Origin of the sequence: Bradyrhizobium sp. 191 (genome assembly GCF_023100985.1) — a bacterium.
In the GTDB taxonomy this organism is placed as follows: domain Bacteria; phylum Pseudomonadota; class Alphaproteobacteria; order Rhizobiales; family Xanthobacteraceae; genus Bradyrhizobium; species Bradyrhizobium diversitatis.
On the sequence record NZ_CP064692.1, the window covers coordinates 703,207 to 721,557 of the forward strand.

Below are 18,351 nucleotides of genomic sequence, written 5' to 3' on the forward strand. Positions count from 1 at the left end.
GCCACGTGAAGCGGCCGCGCAAGCGCGGCTCGAGCGTCGCGGTTATCGACATCGGCTCCAACTCGGTCCGTCTCGTCGTCTACGAGGGACTGACGCGGAGCCTCATCCCGATCTTCAACGAGAAGACCCTGTGCGGCCTCGGGCGCGAGGTGCAGAGCACGGGTCTGCTCGCCCCCGACGCCGTCGACAAGGCGCTGACCTCGCTCAAGCGCTTCCGCGCATTGTGCCGCGTGATGCAGGTCGGGCGCGTGTTCGCGATTGCGACCGCGGCCTGCCGCGACGCCTCCAACGGCCCCGACTTCATCGCCAAGGCCGAGCGCATCTGCGCGGTGAAGATCGAGATCCTGTCAGGCCCGCGCGAGGCTCGGCTGTCGGCGCTCGGGGTGATCTCCGGCATCCATCTTCCCGACGGCATCGTCGGCGACCTCGGCGGCGGCTCGCTCGAGCTGATCGACGTGCGCAGGAACAGCGTGCGCAGCGGCGTGACGCTGCCGCTCGGCGGGCTCGCGCTTCAGGACCTCGCGCACAAATCGCTCAAGCGCGCCGATCGCATCGTGCGCGAGGAGCTCGACGAGGTGCCGCAGCTCACCGCGGGCCGCGGCCGCACCTTTTATGCCGTCGGCGGCACCTGGCGCGCGCTCGCGCGCATCCACATCATCCAGAGCGGCTATCCGCTCCAGGTGATGCACGGCTATTCGATTTCGGCCGCCGAGGCGCTCGACTTCTCCCGCCGTCTCCGGCGCCTCGCTGCCGCCGACATGCTCGCCGACATCGAGATCGTCGCCGATGCGCGGCGCCCGCTCCTCACCTATGCGGCGCTGGTGCTCGAGCACGTCATCCGCGTTGCAAAGCCGAAGAACATTGTGTTTTCGACCTTCGGTGTGCGCGAAGGCCTCCTGCACGAGAAGCTGCCGGAGACCGAACGCAACAAGGACGGGCTGATCTGCGCGGCCGAGGAGCTGAACCAGTTGCTGTCACGCTCGGCGAAGCACGCCCGCGAGCTGATCGCCTGGACCGACCGCCTTGTGCGCGTCGTGAAGCTGCGCGAGACCGAAGAGGAGCGCCGCCTGCGCCGCACCGCGTGCCTGCTGTCCGACATCGGCTGGCGCGTGCATCCCGACCATCGCGGCGAGCAGACGCTCAGCCTGGTCGTCAACGCCAATTTCGGCGCGATCACCCACACCGAGCGCGCCTTCGTCGGCCTGTCCGTGTTCTATCGCTATGCCGGCCTGAGCGAGGAAAACCAGCCGCCGACCACGATGCAGGAGCTGTTGACGCCAGCCCAGCTCGAGCGCGCGCGCCTGCTGGGCGCTGCATTCCGCGTCGCCCACCTGATCTCGGCGGCGCGTCCGGGCGTCCTGCCCGCCACGCATTTCCGCAGCGAGGGCCGCAAATTGATGCTGGTGTTCGAGCACCGGCTCGGAGACCTCGTCGCCGACCGAGTCGGCAGCCGCTTCCGCCAGCTCGCCCGCCTGATCGGCCGTGCCGGCTCGATCGTGAGGCGCTGACGAACAGAAACAGTGGCGCTGCCGGGCCGTCGGGGTCGCGCAACAAGCAGGCTGGTCACGCGACGAGGCGTCGGCTGTCCTGCGGCGCGACGATGGCCTTCAGTCCGCCGAGTTCGGAATCGGCGAGAACAAGCTGCCATCCATAGGCACTGAGCACGTCCTGAACGATCGCAAGGCCGAGGCCGGCGCCTTCGCCGCGCTCATCGAGCCTAACACCGCGTTCGAGCACGCGGGCGCGTTCAGCGGACGCGATTCCCGGCCCGTCGTCCTCGACTGAGATCGCCGGATTCGCAGTGGCACCGGCGCCAATGCGCACCTTGCTCTTGGCGTGACGGGCGGCATTTTCCAGGAGATTGCCGAGCACTTCGGCCAGATCGGTACGATCGAGCGGCACGCTCGGCTCGCCCGTTATGCAGATCTTGAATTCGAGCCGCTGCGCAGTGGGCGTGCGCGCCAGCGTAAGCACCAGGGACTCGACGAGCGGTCTAAGGGGCGTGGAAATTCCGCCGCGCTGTCGTGCCGTCCCCCGCGCCCGGGCGCGTGCCAGCTCGCGGTCGACGTGACGGCTCATCGTGTCACCGACGGCTTCGATTGCCTGGGCGACGTCCTGCTCACCTCGCCGGCGCAATAGCGCGACATCGGCGGCGAGTGCGGCGAGCGGCGTCTTCAGCCCGTGCGCCAGGTCAGCGGCACGGCTGCGCGAACGCTCGATCTCGCGTTCCTGTGCCTCGATCAGGCTGTTTACCTCTTCCACCAGAGGCGTCACCTCGGCAGGGACATCAGCGGGAAGATGCTTGCGTTGCCCGGAGCGGACCTCCGCGACGCCGCGGCGAAGTGCGTCGAGCGGACGTAAGCCCAGCCCGACCTGGATCGAGGTGGCCGCCGCCAGCACCAGCCCCAGCAGGCCGAGCGCCAGCGTCAGCTCCCTGGCGAATTGCGAGCCGGCGGCCGACACGCGAGCGAGATCGGCCGCCACAACGACGCGCACCGGCGCACGGCGGTCGCCGACGGTGAGCAGCACGCGGCGTTCACTGACCAGGAGCCGTGCGTTCGCCGGCCCGGGGATGACATGACGGTGCAATTCGCTCGGCGACGGCTCGTCCTGCGGCAGGTCCAACGCCGTGTCCCACAGCGAACGCGAACGCAGCACCTGACCACCGTCGTCTGATACCTGCCAGTACAAGCCCGAAAGCGGATCGGAAAAACGCGGATCGGCCGGCGGCCGGCCCACCACCAGCTTGCCCCGCGCATCGGCGTCAATACCCGCGACGAGTTGCTTCAGATAGATGTCGAGGTCATCGCCGATGGTGCGCGTGACGTGGCGTTCGAACAGCAGCGTCAGCCCCGCGCCGGCAATCGTCAGCGCGATCAGGATAGCTGCAAGTCCGCCGGCGACCAGTCGCAGCCGCAGCGAGCCCCAGCTCATGGCGGCATCTCCGGCACCAGATAGCCGAAGCCGCGCCTCGTCTCGATCAGGTCGGCACCGAGCTTCCTGCGCACTCGGCCGACCAGCACCTCGAGCGCGTTCGACTCGTGGTCCTCGCCGTGGCCATAAACGTTCTCGTCGAGTTCTTGCTGCGACACCACGCGGCCGCGGTGGTGCAGGAGAAAGGCGATCAGGCGGTATTCCAACGGCGACAACGCGACGGGTACGCCGCGCAACGTCACCTTCATCTGACGCTCGTCGAGCTCGACATCGCCCGCAACGATCCGTGGCGAGGCGTGCCCCGCCGAGCGGCGCACGATCGAGCGCAGCCGCGCCAGCAATTCCTCCATGCGAAACGGCTTGGGCAGGTAGTCGTCGGCGCCCGCGTCGATCCCATCGACGCGCTCGGCCCAGCTGCCTCGCGCCGTCAGGATCAGCACCGGCATCGACCTTCCGTTGGCGCGCCAGCGCTTGAGGACCGCCAGACCGTCCATGCCGGGCAAGCCGAGATCCAGGACGACGGCGCCGTAGTCCTCGGTGTCACCGCGGAACCAGGCTTCCTCGCCGTTGCGGACGGTTTCGACGACATAGCCGGCCGCGCGCAGCGCCCTCTCCACATCGGCGGCGATCCGTCGGTCATCCTCCACAAGCAGCAGCCGCATCACTTCTCCTTGATGCGTTCAATCTCGCCGCTACGAGCGTCCACGTACGCTTCGTAGAGGCGGCCCTTGTCGTCGACGAGGCGAAACTCATAGATCCAGCGGCCGCGCTCACGTTCTATTTCGACGCCGGCAACCTCGCCCGGCAGCTTGCCACGGACGGATGCGAGGATGTCGGCGAGTGACTTGATCTCGCCTGCCTCGACCGCGTGGCGCACTGCGTCGGGCGCGCCTTTATCGTGGTCGCTTGCGGCCGCAGGCTCCGACGGGAGCAGGACTCCCACCAGCAATGGCACCGCGAGAAATTCCAGAAAGCGAGACGGCTGCATCCATGAAGCATGCCGCAATCGACCTGACAGATCGCTGACGTGGATCAACAGGCGGCGGTCAGGGCGCTTCTGCCAGTGTCCACGCATTGCCTTGCCGCATGATGTGGCCGGGCCATGCACACCGGAGAGAACCATGCGCAAGATCACCATCTTCACCGCAGCTGCCGGCGCCCTGCTCGCGGCCGCCGCGACCGCTCATGCCGGCAGCCTCGGGCGTCCCTGCACGGCAGCCCCGGCAACCCGCTGGCTGCCGCTCGAAGAACTTCAGGCCAAGATCGAGGCCCAAGGCTACAAGGTTCAGAAGGCCAAGCTCAAGAACGCCTGTGGCGAACTCTATGCGATCGACAAGTCCGGCAGCCGGGTCGAACTGTTCGTCGATCCGACCAATGGCCAGATCGTCGGCCAGCTGTAGAGGGCGCCACCATGAGCGCCATCAACGACGGGATCGAGGCCGGCGGCGAGACGCCGCCGGCATCGGTCAAGGTCTGGGACCCTTTCGTGCGCGTGTTCCATTGGTCGCTGGTCGGGCTGTTTCTGCTCGCTTATGCCACGGGTGACGAGATCGAGAACGTCCATATCGCCGCCGGATACACGATTGCCGGATTGCTTGCGCTACGGATCGCGTGGGGCTTCGTGGGGCCGCGCAATGCGCGCTTCAGCGATTTCGTGCGCTCGCCGCGCGCGGTACTCGCCTACATGCGCGACGTGGCGTTGCTCAGGGCGCCGCGTTACCTCGGCCACAATCCAGCCGGCGGCACGATGGTCGTGGCGCTGATCGTCACGCTGATCGTCACCTGCTCCACCGGTTACATGATGACGACCGGCACCTTCTGGGGGGCAAAATGGGTCGAGGAGATGCATGAGGCGTTCGCCAACCTCACGATCGGCCTCGTCGTCGTCCATGTGCTTGGCGTCCTGTTGGCGAGCTTCGAGCACAGCGAGAATCTGGTGAAGGCGATGATCACGGGAAGGAAGCGTGCATCGTGAGTGACCGAAACGCTGCACGAACGGCGAGCGGCTTTCCACGATGGCTGGCCCGCTTGAGGCAAATCAACCCGCCAAAACGCCGGTGGAGTAGTCGAAACCTGCAATCGGGCTGGGCTTCGTCCGCCCGTGGGTGTGGGACATCCCTGATGCGAATCCTTCGCAATACTCTCCTTCCCACCTCGACAGGGGGCGCGTTCGTTCGCACACTCCTCGCCGTTGCGGTCGGCTTGTTGCCTTCCGTATCGATGGCGCAGGACGAGCTGAAGCTGAGCGATGCTCAGGCGCGCAATCTCGGAGTGCGCGTGACCCACCCGGTCGCGATCCGGACCGATCTGACGCTGCCCTATCCGGTCAAGATCGTGATCCCCACACCGCAAATGTGGGTCGTCAGTGCGCCGGTGGCCGGCATGGTCGCCACTCTCCTCGTCGGGCGCGGTGACCACGCCTCGGCCGGCCAACCGCTCGTCACGCTGGAGAGCCCAAGTTTCGTCTCCCAGCAGCGCGACTACCTGCACGCGATCGCCCAGGAGCATCTCGCCAGCCAGCAGCTGAAGCGCAACGCCGATCTGTTCGAGGGCAAGGCCGTGCCGCAGCGCGCGCTGGAGGCCAGCCAGGCTGAAGCGCGCCAGGCCGCTCTCGTGGTCGCCGAGCGGCGTCAGATGCTGCATCTGAGCGGGATGTCCGACGAAGCCATCTCTCGGCTCGCCCAGCAAGCGGCGATCAGCGCGACACTCACGGTCAATGCGCCGCAAACCGCATCCGTCGTCGCGGTCACGGTGTCGCCGGGGCAGCGGCTCGAACAATCCGCACCGCTCGTCAAGCTGGCGCGGCTCTCACCGCTATGGGCGGAAATCGCGGTTCCTGCAGCCAATATTCGCGCGATCCGCGCCGGCGCGAAAGTCGAGATCGAGGGCTATTCCATCCCTGGCAAGGTCGTGCTGGTCTCCGAGACCATCGACCCTGCAACTCAGACCATTTTGGTTCGTGCGGAAATCCCCAACGACGGAGAGCTGCATCCCGGTCAGACCGCCGCCGCCCGCATCGGCTTTCTCTCCGCCGGCGAAAGCGCGTGGGAGATTCCCTATCATGGGCTGGTCCGGCGGGGCGAACGGACCTCGGTGTTCGTTGCCACAGCCGGTGGCTTCCGGCTGGTCCCGGTCAAGCTTGTTGCGGACGACCAGGACCATGTCGTGGTGTCCGGTCCCATCACGGAGCAGGACGAGATCGCGATCGGCGGCATCTCGGCGCTTCGCGGCATTCTCTCGGGCCTGGGGCAATAGATGCTCCGGCGCCTGGTTGCGTTCGCGCTTTCACAGCGATTGTTCGTTCTGCTGAGTGTGCTGCTGCTGGTGGGTGCCGGCGCCGTCCTCCTGCCCGGCCTGCCGATCGACGCGTTTCCCGATGTCTCTCCTGTTCAGGTGAAGATCATCATGAAGGCGCCGGGCCTGACGCCCGAAGAGGTCGAGCAGCGCATCACGGTCCCCGTCGAGCTCGAACTGCTCGGATTGCCGCACAAGAAGGTCCTTCGCTCGACCACGAAATATGCACTGGTCGACATCACCGTCGATTTCGAGGACGGCACCGACATCTACTGGGCGCGCAACCAGGTATCGGAGCGGTTGTCGAACATCGCGCGCGATTTCCCCGAGGGGGTGAGCGGAGGTCTTGCGCCGATCACGAGCCCCCTCGGCGAGATGTTCATGTTCACGATCGACAGTCCCGAGCTTTCGCTCGCCGAGCGCCGAACCTTGCTGGATTGGGTGATCCGTCCCGCGCTGCGAACGGTCCCCGGCGTTGCGGACGTCAATGCGCTCGGCGGTTACGTCCGCGCCTTCGAGATCGTGCCGCGCAACGATGCGCTCGCCGCGCGCGGCATCTCCTACGACGTGTTTCGCCGCGCCATCGAAGCCAATAGTCGCAACGACGGTGCCGGACGGGTGAACCAGGGCGAGGATAGCGCGTTGGTCCGGATCGAGGGCAGCATCCGATCGGTCGAAGACATCAAGGCGATCGTCGTTGACACCCGCGAGGGCGTGCCCATCATGGTCAACGACGTGGCGAGCGTCAAAGTCGGAACGCTGACCCGCTATGGCGCAGTCACGTCGGACGGCAGCGGCGAGACGGTCGAGGGGCTCGTCCTCGGCTTGCGCGGCGCCAACGCCGGCCAGCTCGTCCGCGACGTGCGCGCCCGGCTCGCGGAGCTGCAACCCTCGCTGCCGAAAAGCGTCTCCATCAACGTGTTCTATGACCGCAGCCACCTGGTCTACCGCGCGGTCGGCACCGTGGTGCGGGCGCTCGGCGAGGCGACCGCCCTTGTCATCGTTCTCCTGCTGCTTTTCCTCGGCAACTGGCGGGCCTCGCTGGTGATCGCTCTCAGCCTGCCGCTGGCCATCGTCTTCGCATTGATCGTCATGCGCGTGGTCGGGATGTCAGCCAACCTGATGAGCCTCGGCGGACTTGCGATCGCAATCGGCATGTTGATCGACGCGCTGGTCGTCGTGGTCGAGAACATCGTCGGCAATCTCGGCAAGCACGAACCGGGCAAAGCTGCTCCGCTGATCCACCTGGTGTACCGTTCGGTTTGCGAAGTCCTGGAACCGGTAGCCTCGGGCGTTCTCATCATCATCATCGTGTTCATACCCCTGCTGACGCTGCAGGGATTGGAGGGGAAGCTGTTCATCCCGGTCGCGCTCGCCATCATCTTCGCGCTCACCGGTTCACTGCTGCTGGCGCTCACCGTGATCCCGGTCATGACCTCCTATGTACTCAAGTCCGGATCGCATCGCGATCCCGTGCTGGTTCGTGCGGCGCAACGGGTCTACGCGCCTGCGTTGGACTGGGCCCTGAAGAACGAGCGCAAGGTGATGGCCGCGGCGCTGGTCGGCCTGATCGCCGCGGGATTCGCCTATACCAGGCTCGGCAAGACCTTCATGCCGACGATGGACGAAGGCGATGTCATCGTCAGCGTGGAGACGCTTCCGTCCGTCAACCTCGACGAGTCGCTTGCGATGAATGTCCGGCTACAGAAGGCCCTTCTGGCCGTGCCTGATATTGCCGGCATCGTCGCGCGGACCGGGTCGGACGAGCTCGGCCTCGATCCGATGGGGCCCAACCAGACCGACACGTTCCTCGTGCTCAAGCCCGCTGCCGAGAGGCAGACCGACAATCGCGAGGCTCTGCTGCAGAAGCTCCGCGAGGTCCTCACCGGCTTTCCGGGCATCTCGCTCAGCTTCACCCAACCCATCGACATGCGCGTGCAGGAGATGATCAGCGGCGTGCGTGGCGACGTCGCCGTGAAGATCTTCGGGCCCGACATTGCCAGGCTGAACGAGGCCGCGGCCAAGCTGTCGGCGATCCTGTCCGGCATCGACGGCGCCGAGGACGTCTACACCACGCTGAACGAAGGCGCTCAATACTACACGGTTGCGGTCAATCGCATGGAGGCCGGCCGCCTCGGCCTGACCGTGGATTCCATCGTGAACTCGCTCCGTACCCAGATCGAGGGCCGAACGATCGGCACGGCGCTCGAGGAGGGCCGCCGCACCCCCATTCTCGTCCGCGGCAGCGAGACGACCAGGGAGGCGCCGACGCTGCTGGCGAGCCTGCCGCTGACGCTCGCGTCCGGACAGCATGTCGCGCTGTCGCAGGTGGCGCGAATCCAGCGCGTGGACGGGCCGGTGAAGATCGACCGCGAAGACGGCGCGCGCATGAGCGTCGTTCGCGCCAACGTCCGCGGCCGCGACATGGTCGGCTTCGTCGAAGCGGCCCGCCAGAAGGTTGCGACCGAACTTCCGCTCCCGATCGGCTACCGGCTGACCTGGGGCGGGCAGTTCGAGAACCAGCAACGCGCCGCCGCACGCCTGTCCATCGTGGTCCCGGTTGCGATCGGTCTCATCTTCCTGCTGCTCTTCACCACATTCGGCGCCATCCGGCAGGCCTTGCTGGTGCTGGTCAACATTCCCTTTGCCCTGATCGGGGGCGTCTTCGCACTGGTCCTGACGGGCGAGTATCTGTCGGTGCCGGCCTCGGTCGGATTCATCGCGCTGCTCGGCATCGCCGTCCTCAATGGAGTCGTTCTGGTGTCCTACTTCAACCAACTCCGGGCCCATGGCCTGAGCGAGGATCGTATCGTCGTCGAAGGTGCCATGCGCAGGCTTCGTCCGGTGCTGATGACGGCGAGCATCACCGCGCTGGGCTTGATCCCGCTGCTGTTCGCGTCCGGGCCAGGATCCGAAGTGCAGCGGCCGCTCGCGGTCGTCGTGATCGGAGGGCTGCTGTCCTCCACCCTGCTCACCCTGATTCTCCTGCCGATCCTGTATCGCCGCTACGGCGGAACGTCGAAGGGGGCGAAATGACCGACCAGCCGGTCTGTCTCACGCTGATTGTGCCGCATCAGCTGCGCGAGGAGGTGTTCGACTATGTTGCCGAACAGACCGACCTCGTTTCGGGATTCACCGCATCGCACGGCGCGGGTCACGGCGCGGACGTTCGATTGCGGACGGCCGCCGAACGCGTGAAGGGCCACGCCGATCAGACCACCGTGCAGATGATCCTGGCGGAGAGAGATGCCAGCAGCCTGCTCGACCGGCTGCGGGTCTCATTTGCCGGAACCAAGCTCGTCTATTGGACGATTCCCGTGGCCGAATTCGGCACGATCTATTGAGACCACCTCAGAAATCCGTCGACATCGACAAGAGCAGGGTTCGCGGCGCCCCTTGCGCCAGTGCCGAGTAGCTTGCGACGCCAGCCCAGTAATTGGTGTCGAACACGTTCTGGACCAGGGCCCGCAGCGTGACGGGCCGGTTGTTGATGCGCGTGCTATAGCGCGCGCCGAGATCGAGCCTAGTCCAGGCGGGAACGACCTGCACGTTTGCCGCATCCAGATACTGATACCCGGTATAGACAGCGTTTGCGACCAGCGTCAGTCCTGGCGCGAACGGGGTGTCCCATTCGGTGGACAGATTGGCCTGCACCTGGGGCACGCCGATCGGCGACTTGCCTAGATTGGCGAGCGTGCTGGTCTTCGTCAGCTCCGCGTCGATCAGCGTCACGCCGCCGAGGACTCGAAGGCCCGGCTGAACTTCTCCGAACACGGTGAATTCCACGCCGCGATTGCGCTGTTCGGCATCCGCCCGGTAAATCTTGTCGAGGCCCAGCTGTCCCGACGGTTTGGTGATCTCGAACAGGCTGATCGTGGTGGCGAGCATGCCGAGATCGACCTTGACGCCTGCTTCCTTCTGCTTGCTGAAATAGGGCGCCAGGACCTCGCCTTGATTGCTCGCCGTCGTCGGTGCGATGTCGCCTTTGCTGAGACCCTCGATGTAATTGGCGTAGAGCGAAACGTGGCTCCAGGGCTTGACGACGACGCCGACCATCGGCGTGTACGCCGTCTGATCGTAGGCGGAGGTCACGGCTCCCGTGGTGGTGTTGTAGTTGTTCGACTTGACGCCCTGTTGCCTGACGCCGACGGTCAGCTGAAGCCGCTCCTGGAAAACCGACATGGTATCGGCCAGCGCAAGACCGGTCAGCTCGGTGTCCGACAGCTTCGGCACGGTCGCGGGAGCCGGAACGAGCTGCTGGGGACGAGCGATCGGCGCATAGATATTGGAGAGCACCGGCGTGCCGTTCACCGAGCCGCGCGAAACCTCGTCCTTGTAATAGCTGCCCTGGAAGGTCACGGCGTGACTGATCGCCGCGGTGTCGAACCGGGCGCGAAGGCCGGCGTCGGCCACATTCCTGTCGATGTCGAATTTGAACCGCCCCGGGGTCGACGTGGTGTTGCCCGCCGCGTTCAGGATCGTCGGCGTGCCGAACAGACGATCGACCTGGGTCCTGCCGCCGCCGGCATCAGCGAACACCGTCACGCTCTCGGTGACATCGTATTCGGCGCGCGCCAGCAGCGAGTTGTCGTGAACCTTGGCCCATTCCCAGGACTGCGTGACATTGCGCCGCCCGACCGGCGCCGTCGGGACGGCGACGCCGGTTGCGACCAGGAACGGCCTCGTTGGTGCGTCGAACTTTTCTTCCTGATCGATGAAGTCGAGCGAGGCTCTGAATTTCTCGCCGCGATAGTCGAACGCCGCGGAGCCGACATGCGCCTCCCGGCTCTGGTTGTCCAGCGGCGTATCGCCATTGTGATAGCTGCCGTTGACGCGAATGCCGAATTCGCGGTTCTCGCCAAACCGTCGGCTCACGTCGACATGGGTGCCGAGCTGGGTGCTCGTCGCATAGTCGGTCGTGACCCGCGTGAGGTCGACGTCCCCTGCACGCTTCGGAACGATGTTGATGGTGCCGCCGACGCTGCTGTTTGGCGCCATGCCGTAAAGCAGCGCAGTCGGGCCCTTGATGATCTCGATGCGCTCGACATAGTCGGTGAACACACGATAGTTCGGCGCAACGCCATAGACGCCGTTGAAGGCAATCTCTCCGACATTCCCCTCGCCGATCGGAAAGCCGCGGATGAAGAAGGAGTCGAGGATGCCGCCGGCCTGGCCGGTGAAACGGACCGAAGGATCGTTGCTGACGACGTCGGCGACGGTGACGGCCTGTTGATCTTCGATCTTCTTCGCCGTGTAGCTCGTGATATTGAACGGCGTATCCATGAAATCCTTGTTGCCCAGCAAGCCGACCTGTCCGCCGCGGGCCACCTGCCCGCCTGCGTAGGTCGGCGGCAGTGCGCCGGGCCTCGCAGCCGTGGGGGTCGCTTCCGCCTGCAACTTGGCCCGATCATTCGCAGGCGCGCCGCGGCCCGCCCTCCTGACTGGATTGGCCCGTGGACGCACGCGCGGCTTCGGCGCGTCGGCGGTGACGGTCACGGCCGGCAACGTGCTTCCCCCCGCCGCCTCGGGCGCGGCGCTCTGCGCGCTGGTGCCGTGCAGGACGCCGTCGCTGCACAAGGCAATGGAGACCACGGAAATCGCGAAGGCTCTCGGGCTGGCGCACGTCAGAAGCGTCTTGATGCGAGCGGCAACAACGGCAAAAGGACGACAAAGCACTTTCGACGACATCGCACCTTCCGATTTCATGAACATGAACGTCGGGGCGAGGTGCCGTGGGAACCTTCGTCGAGTCAACGAAAGTACCCTTGAATCTCAGTAGTTTATAATGAGACAAGATCTAAATCGCGTGAGGGTTGCGCAGGACGACTCTCCACGCAACGTCCGCGCGCACGACGCGAGCTCCCGCGAAGCGCGATGCGCGCCGGTCATACGAACGCAACGATGGAGGGATTCGGGCGCCTGCGCCGAAGAACCTGTGGCCGGTGATCGCTCGCGTCCTGCCGACGCGGCACGCGTCTCGGTGATGTGGTCGCCTCTCATCGCCGGAGAGGAAGGCCGCGCCGATCAGAGCCGCAGCATCACTCCGCCGAGGCCTTGGCGTGGCGCTCGGAGGATTCGAGCGCTGCCTGGGTCAGGCTGCGTCGGCGCCAGATGTAGCCGACCACCAGCACGACCACGACGCCGAGCATGGCACAGAGATATTCGCCGCCTGCCCCGCCATGTCCGAACTGCGGCGGGATGCGCAGCGCGCCGAGCATGCTGTCCAGCGAGGTGCCCAGCGGGCCGTCGAGCAGCGTGTGCAGCTTCGGCGCGACGCCCGGGTCGGTCGCGATCACCTCGCCCGCGACCCAGCCGAGCAGCGCCGCACCGGCCCAGACCAGGACCGGCAGCTTTGCGAGCAGCGCCATGATCAGCGCGGCGCCGGCGACGATCAGCGGCACGCTGATGGCGAGGCCGAGGATCAGGAGCGGCACGCTGCCATTGGCCGCGGCGGCGACCGCAATGACGTTGTCGAGACTCATGACGATGTCGGCGACCACGACGATCTGGATGGCGTGCCACAGATGCGAGGCTGACTCGACGTCGTCCTCGTCATCGTTTTCCGGTACCAGCAGCTTGGCCGCGATCACGATCAGCGCGAGACCGCCGATGAGCTTGAGGTACGGCAACCCCATCAGGGTGGCGACGATGCCGGTGAAGATGATTCGCAGCATCACCGCTGCGCCGGCGCCGAAGATCATGCCCCAGAGCCGGTGGCGCGGCGAGAGACCGCGGCAGGCGAGCGCAATCACCAGCGCGTTGTCGCCGGAGAGCAGGATGTTGATCCAGATGATCTTGCCGACCGCAATCCAGAAGGTCGGTTCGGCCATCTCGTTGCGGAACTGGGTGAAGAATGCCCCGATCGTAGCGGGATCGAAGATCTGCCAAAGCCAGTCCACAATCAGTCCTTTCGCCCGTCGTCCCTAACCTGTCGGCCGATCGATCAGCCGACGATCTCGTTGCCCGAGAAGAACTGCGCGATTTCGATCGCGGCCGTTTCCGGCGCATCCGAACCGTGCACCGAGTTCTCGCCGATCGACTTTGCGTAGAGCTTGCGGACGGTGCCCTCGGCGGCCTTGGCCGGATCGGTCGCGCCCATCACCTCGCGGTACTTGGCGATCGCGCCCTCGCCTTCCAGAACCTGAACCACCACCGGGCCGGAGGTCATGAATGCGACGAGCTCGCCGAAGAACGGGCGCGCCTTGTGGACGGCGTAGAAGGTCTCGGCCTGCTCCTTGGTCATGCGGATACGCTTCTGCGCGACGATACGCAGGCCCGCCTTCTCGATCACGGCGTTGACCGCACCGGTCAGGTTACGCTCGGTCGCGTCGGGCTTGATGATCGAGAAAGTGCGTTCGATGGCCATAATGTTGTCCTTGGGAAGAAGAAAGCGGCGGTTCGGAGTTGCGGGGCTTATATCGGCGCCTTTGCCGGACGGCAAGCGACCCGCCGAAACGGCCGCACCGGCGCTTGCCGCGGGGGCGGCTGCCAATCCAGCATGGATGACAACGATTTCACCCAGATGAACCCAATCTGAAACCGCCGTCAGGGATCGGTTCAGCTTCACCGGCGTAAGGTCGGCCCCATCGAAACCGAAGCCTGATCACCGGGCGGATCGTTTCGGCGGCCTTACCATCGGCGCGATAGCCCCGCGCCGGCAGTCTTTAGGAGATCACCATGTGGAGGAAACTTTCGCTTGCCGCCGTCGCCGCGGTCGCGCTGGGTGCCGCGCTGGCACCGACCTCGGCCTCCGCGCACTGGCACGGCGGCCGGGGCTGGCACGGCGGCGGCTGGCACCACGGCCACGGCTGGGGCGGACCGCGCTTCTACGCCGGCGGCCCCGTCTCCTACGGTTATGGCGGCTGCTATGTGCGCCGGCTGGTCCCGACCCCCTGGGGACCCCGCTGGCGGCTGATCAACCGCTGCTACTGAGCCCATCAGCACCTTCCCGAGGGTACCCAAGCCCCCAGGTACCTTCCAGGAGAAGCCCCGGCGCTCCCTCGCCGGGGCTTTGCCTTGAGCGTACAAGGCACCGCTCATACAATTTTTACGAGAATGCCCGGCTTTCCTCATAGCCAGCGAAACCATTTGGCCGGCAATGACTTGGTACGGTGTCCTTAGTTCGAGAACACGGAACCTTGCGATGGCTGGGCTTTTTGCCGATGACAGCGAACAGATCGACCGGCGCACCAGCCGCGCGATCTGCGATGCCGTGGGCGAACGGCTGCAGCAGAGCCTCCGGCCCGAGCCGCGCCTGCCGACCCATCTCGAGCAGCTCCTGAACGAGCTGCAGCGGCGCGAGCGGGAGCCGCACTGACGGAAAAACGAGTTGCGTTCGACGCGCCTTGCGGTGACAAGGCCGCATGCTGTCCATCACCGATCTCTCCATCCGTCTCGCCGGACGCCTTTTGATCGACGAGAGTTCCGTGCAGATCACGCCCGGATCACGCGTCGGCCTGGTCGGGCGCAACGGCACCGGCAAGTCGACGCTGTTCAAGGTGATCCGCGGCGAGCTCGCGGCCGAACACGGCTCGGTGACCCTGCCGCCGCGCTGGCGCATCGGCAGCCTCGCGCAGGAGGCGCCGAACGGCCCCGAAAGCCTAATCACGGTCGTGCTCAAGGCCGATCTCGAACGCGATGCGCTGCTCACTGAGGCCGAGCACGCGACCGATCCGCACCGGATCGCCGAGATCCAGACCCGGCTCGTCGACATCGATGCACATTCGGCGCCAAGCCGTGCGGCCGCGATCCTCTCCGGCCTCGGCTTCTCGGCTGCCGACCAGCTGCGCCCCTGCGCGGAATTCTCCGGCGGCTGGCGCATGCGCGTCGCGCTCGCCGCGACGCTGTTCGCGGCCCCCGACCTTCTGCTGCTCGACGAGCCCACCAACTACCTCGACCTGGAAGGCACGCTGTGGCTGGAGGACCACCTCGCGCATTATCCGCGCACGGTGATCGTGATCAGCCACGACCGCGACCTGCTGGAAAGCTCAGTCGACCAGATCCTGCACCTGGAGCGCGGCAAGCTCACGCTCTACAAGGGCACCTATTCCTCGTTCGAGGAGCAGCGCGCCGCGCGCGAGCTGCTCGACGCGAAGGCGGTCAGGCGCCAGGAGGCCGAGCGTGCGCGCCTGCAGGCCTTCGTCGACCGCTTCAAGGCCAAGGCCTCCAAGGCGCGCCAGGCGCAATCGCGCGTCAAGATGCTTGAGCGGCTGAAGCCGATCACGGCGCTGGTCACCGAGGACGTGCGCGAGATCAGCTTCCCGGCGCCGGAGAAGATCCTGTCGCCGCCGATCATCGCGGTGGACAACGCCTCGGTCGGCTACGATCCGGCGAGCCCGGTGCTGAACCGCGTCACCCTGCGCATCGACAATGACGACCGCATCGCGTTGCTCGGCGCCAACGGCAACGGCAAGTCGACGCTGGTCAAACTGCTCGCCGGACGCCTCGCGCCGTTCTCGGGCAAGGTGACGCGCGCGGACAAGCTGTCGATCGCTTATTTCGCGCAGCACCAGCTCGACGAGCTCAACGAGGACGCCTCGGCCTACGATCACGTCCGCAAGCTGATGGGCGATGCGCCCGAAGCCAAGGTGCGCGCGCGTGCCGGCGCGATCGGCTTCTCCGGCAAGGCCGCCGACACCAAGGCCGGCAAATTGTCGGGCGGCGAGAAGGCGCGGCTGCTGCTGGGTCTTGCGACCTTCTTCGGCCCCAACATGATCATCCTCGACGAGCCGACCAACCATCTCGACATCGACAGCCGCGGCGCGCTGGCGGAAGCGATCAACGAGTTTCCCGGCGCGGTGATCATGGTCTCGCACGACCGCTACCTGATCGAGGCCTGCGCCGATCGTCTCTGGATCGTCGCCGACCGCACCGTGACCAATTACGACGGCGACCTCGACGAATACCGCCGCCTGGTGCTGTCGGCGCGCAACGCGGACGCCCCGCGCGAGCGCAGCGTGCCGGCTGAGAAGCCGCAGCGTCCAAGGTCGGACAATCGCGGCTCGCTGAAGAAGCGCATCGCGGAAGCCGAGGCCGAGATCGCCCGCGTCAGCGAGATCATCACGAAGATCGACACTGCGCTCGCCCTGCCCGACATTTTTACGCGCGACCCCAAGCAGGCCGCGCAATTGTCGAAGGCCCGCGCCAATGCCGCCGACGCGCTGGCGCGCGCGGAGGAGCAATGGCTGGAGGCGAGCGCGCAGTTCGACGAGGCGGCGGGGTAGATTCAAAACCTCGAAAACAACCCCATGCACAGTACAGGTAACAAATTACCCAACTACAAGTCACTGAGCTGCATGTTCTTACGGGCTAGCTCAGTCCGCGTATTGCCCGGCTGCCTTGATGATCGGCGCCCAGCGGTCGATCTCACTCGTCAGCATCGCACCCAGCGCCTCGGGCGTCGCCTTGTCCTGCGGGACCGGCTCGGTGTTGATGTCATTGAACCGTGCGATCAAGGCGGGATCCTTAAGAGCGGCCTGGAGCGCCGCCGTCAGCTTCTGAACGACTGCCGGCGGTGTGCCCTTGGGCGCATAGATCCCGTGCCAGACGCCGAGTTCGAAACCCTTGAGGCCGGCCTCGTCGGCCGTCGGCAGATCGGGCAGGCTCTTCAGCCGCTCCTTGGTGGTGATCGCGTAGGCCTTGACCTGCTTCGCCGTGATCGGCCCGGTGGTGTTGGTGGCCTGATCGCAGGTGAGATCGATCTGCTTGCCGAGCAGATCGTTCATGATGGGACCGTTGCCCTTGTAGGGCACCGTGGTGAGCTGCTTCTGGATCGCCGTCATGAACAGCATGCCGCACAGATGTGATGCGGCGCCGAGCCCGGCATTGGCGTAAGTCAGCTTGTCGCCCTGCTGCTGGGCGTAGGCGACCAGTTCCTTGAGCGTGTCAGCCGGGAAATCGGGACGCGCGATGATGGTCATCGGCGCGTTGGTCACGAGCCCGATCGGCGCAAAGGCCGTCTTGGTGTCATAGCTGAGATTGCGGTAGAGCGTCGCGGCAGTCGAGATGCCGACATGATGGATCAGCAGCGTGTAGCCGTCCGGCTGGGCGCGCGCGGCGCGGGTCGTGCCGATGGTGCCGCCGGCGCCGGTCGCGTTCTCGACGATGACCTGCTGTCCCAGGGATTTCGCCATGCCGGCCGCGGTCAGACGCGCGATGGTGTCGGTCGGTCCGCCGGCGGCGAACGGCACCAGCATGGTGATGGTTCTCGACGGATAATCCTGGGCAAATGCCGCGCCAAACGGCAGAAGCAGAGCCGATACGAGGGCAATGAACCGCATAGTCTCCTCCGGATTGTTGTTGGCGCCATCAAAGCGCATTCCGGGCCGCGCGGCCATCACGAAAGCGACTTCATCGGCAGTGTGGCGATCACGATCATGATCGCGCCGCCGACGCGCGAAAAGCGGCGGGCCCTGAGCTGCAGGCTCGCGACGAGCTCTCTCTGGCACCGTGTCATGCCCCGGTCGGATTGAAGACCGGGCTGGTGCGTTGCCGCGCGATGCGTGCGCCGCGCCGGGTCAGGTCGCGCAACTGCACGAACATCATCGCGGTCATCAATGCGTCGTTGAAGGCATCATGCTGTCCGAGCGGCGGAATGCAGAGGTCGCGCAGCATCGCGGCGAATGACAGGTCGACCGAGGTGTTTGGCGGCGCGTCGCCGTATTTGCGGTCATAGTAAAGCCGCGACACTTCGATGCGTTCGTTGGGCAGCTCAATGCCTACCAGCGGCAGGATGTACTTGTTCAGCATGGCGATGTCGAAATCGACATAGTAGCCGATCAACGGGCGCGGCCCGATGAAGTGCAGAAAGCTCGGCAGCACCTTCCAGACGATCGGCGCCGCTTCAACGTCGGACCGGCGCAAATGGTGAATTCTGATCGCCTCCGCCCCGAGCTCCCTGTCAGGGTGGACGATGGCTTCGAAACGCTCGCTGGTCACAATCCGGTTGCCGCGGATCTTGATCGCGGCAATCGCGACAACGTCGTCCGTTCGCACGTTCAGACCGGTGGTCTCGCAATCGATGACGACGAACTCGTCGTCAGGCGCACGGCCGAACATGAAGCGGTAGGATTGGTCGCTCAGGGTCGCCTGGTGCAACAGCCGCTTGATCGCGCGAGGCAGCAT

Annotated in this window: 17 protein-coding genes; 9 read left to right on the forward strand and 8 right to left on the reverse strand. The window is 65.8% G+C overall.

All coding sequences use genetic code 11. From position 1 onward, the window contains the following. The first annotated feature begins 5 nt into the window (after positions 1–5). Positions 6–1,508, forward strand: coding sequence for an exopolyphosphatase (gene ppx, locus IVB23_RS03365; protein WP_061876488.1), 1,503 nt, complete (start codon positions 6–8; stop codon positions 1,506–1,508). Between the two features lie 55 nt (positions 1,509–1,563). Here ppx and IVB23_RS03370 read toward each other — a convergent pair whose 3' ends face one another. The 3 genes from IVB23_RS03370 to IVB23_RS03380 are packed head-to-tail and all read right to left on the reverse strand — an operon-like array spanning position 1,564 to position 3,883. Further along, entirely contained in the window at positions 1,564–2,934 is a 1,371-nt protein-coding gene (locus tag IVB23_RS03370; protein WP_247802458.1) for a sensor histidine kinase, read from the reverse strand. Further along, positions 2,931–3,596, reverse strand: a complete 666-nt coding sequence (locus IVB23_RS03375) for a response regulator transcription factor (protein WP_197966769.1) — start codon at positions 3,594–3,596, stop codon at positions 2,931–2,933. Before IVB23_RS03375 ends, IVB23_RS03370 begins: the two co-directional genes overlap by 4 nt. Then, on the reverse strand, positions 3,596–3,883 hold the full coding sequence (locus IVB23_RS03380) for a PepSY domain-containing protein (protein WP_246515465.1): 288 nt from the start codon (positions 3,881–3,883) through the stop codon (positions 3,596–3,598). Before IVB23_RS03380 ends, IVB23_RS03375 begins: the two co-directional genes overlap by 1 nt. 172 nt (positions 3,884–4,055) lie before the next feature. Here IVB23_RS03380 and IVB23_RS03385 point away from each other — a divergent pair, with 172 nt between their 5' ends. The 5 genes from IVB23_RS03385 (at position 4,056) to IVB23_RS03405 (ending at position 9,572) form a co-directional block, all read left to right on the forward strand. After that, positions 4,056–4,334 (forward strand): PepSY domain-containing protein, encoded by a 279-nt coding sequence (locus IVB23_RS03385; protein ID WP_061876484.1) that lies wholly within the window; start codon positions 4,056–4,058, stop codon positions 4,332–4,334. Positions 4,335–4,345: 11 nt separating this feature from the next. Beyond that, positions 4,346–4,909, forward strand: coding sequence for a cytochrome b/b6 domain-containing protein (locus tag IVB23_RS03390; protein WP_061876483.1), 564 nt, complete (start codon positions 4,346–4,348; stop codon positions 4,907–4,909). 245 nt (positions 4,910–5,154) lie between these two features. Next, positions 5,155–6,189, forward strand: a complete 1,035-nt coding sequence (locus IVB23_RS03395; RefSeq protein WP_247804742.1) for an efflux RND transporter periplasmic adaptor subunit — start codon at positions 5,155–5,157, stop codon at positions 6,187–6,189. Continuing rightward, a complete protein-coding gene (locus IVB23_RS03400; RefSeq protein WP_247802459.1) occupies positions 6,190–9,264 on the forward strand; it encodes a CusA/CzcA family heavy metal efflux RND transporter in 3,075 nt (1,024 codons plus the stop codon). Then, the gene (locus IVB23_RS03405) at positions 9,261–9,572 is read left to right on the forward strand and encodes a DUF3240 family protein (protein WP_247802460.1); all 312 of its coding nucleotides are present in this window, start codon (positions 9,261–9,263) and stop codon (positions 9,570–9,572) included. Before IVB23_RS03400 ends, IVB23_RS03405 begins: the two co-directional genes overlap by 4 nt. A 7-nt stretch (positions 9,573–9,579) precedes the next feature. Here the strand turns inward: IVB23_RS03405 and IVB23_RS03410 are convergent, their stop codons facing one another. The 3 genes from IVB23_RS03410 to ndk all read right to left on the reverse strand — a co-directional run bounded on the left by IVB23_RS03410 (position 9,580) and on the right by ndk (position 13,594). Continuing rightward, the gene (locus IVB23_RS03410; protein WP_247804744.1) at positions 9,580–11,511 is read right to left on the reverse strand and encodes a TonB-dependent receptor; all 1,932 of its coding nucleotides are present in this window, start codon (positions 11,509–11,511) and stop codon (positions 9,580–9,582) included. Between the two features lie 755 nt (positions 11,512–12,266). Further along, positions 12,267–13,127, reverse strand: coding sequence for a TerC family protein (locus IVB23_RS03415; protein WP_061876481.1), 861 nt, complete (start codon positions 13,125–13,127; stop codon positions 12,267–12,269). 44 nt (positions 13,128–13,171) lie between these two features. Beyond that, positions 13,172–13,594 (reverse strand): nucleoside-diphosphate kinase, encoded by a 423-nt coding sequence (gene ndk / locus IVB23_RS03420; protein ID WP_035670008.1) that lies wholly within the window; start codon positions 13,592–13,594, stop codon positions 13,172–13,174. 311 nt (positions 13,595–13,905) lie between these two features. Here ndk and IVB23_RS03425 point away from each other — a divergent pair, with 311 nt between their 5' ends. The 3 genes from IVB23_RS03425 (at position 13,906) to IVB23_RS03435 (ending at position 16,451) form a co-directional block, all read left to right on the forward strand. Next, complete coding sequence (locus tag IVB23_RS03425; protein WP_028178706.1) at positions 13,906–14,160, forward strand: hypothetical protein; 255 nt, start codon at positions 13,906–13,908, stop codon at positions 14,158–14,160. A gap of 211 nt (positions 14,161–14,371) precedes the next feature. Further along, complete coding sequence (locus IVB23_RS03430) at positions 14,372–14,545, forward strand: hypothetical protein (RefSeq protein WP_247802461.1); 174 nt, start codon at positions 14,372–14,374, stop codon at positions 14,543–14,545. A gap of 46 nt (positions 14,546–14,591) precedes the next feature. Then, positions 14,592–16,451, forward strand: coding sequence for an ABC-F family ATP-binding cassette domain-containing protein (locus IVB23_RS03435; RefSeq protein ID WP_247802462.1), 1,860 nt, complete (start codon positions 14,592–14,594; stop codon positions 16,449–16,451). A 90-nt stretch (positions 16,452–16,541) separates the two neighbouring features. Here the strand turns inward: IVB23_RS03435 and IVB23_RS03440 are convergent, their stop codons facing one another. Beyond that, positions 16,542–17,507: a tripartite tricarboxylate transporter substrate-binding protein gene (locus IVB23_RS03440; protein ID WP_197966682.1), complete on the reverse strand. Its 966-nt coding sequence runs from the start codon at positions 17,505–17,507 to the stop codon at positions 16,542–16,544. Positions 17,508–17,679: 172 nt separating this feature from the next. Further along, entirely contained in the window at positions 17,680–18,351 is a 672-nt protein-coding gene (locus tag IVB23_RS03445) for a 3'-5' exonuclease (RefSeq protein WP_247802463.1), read from the reverse strand.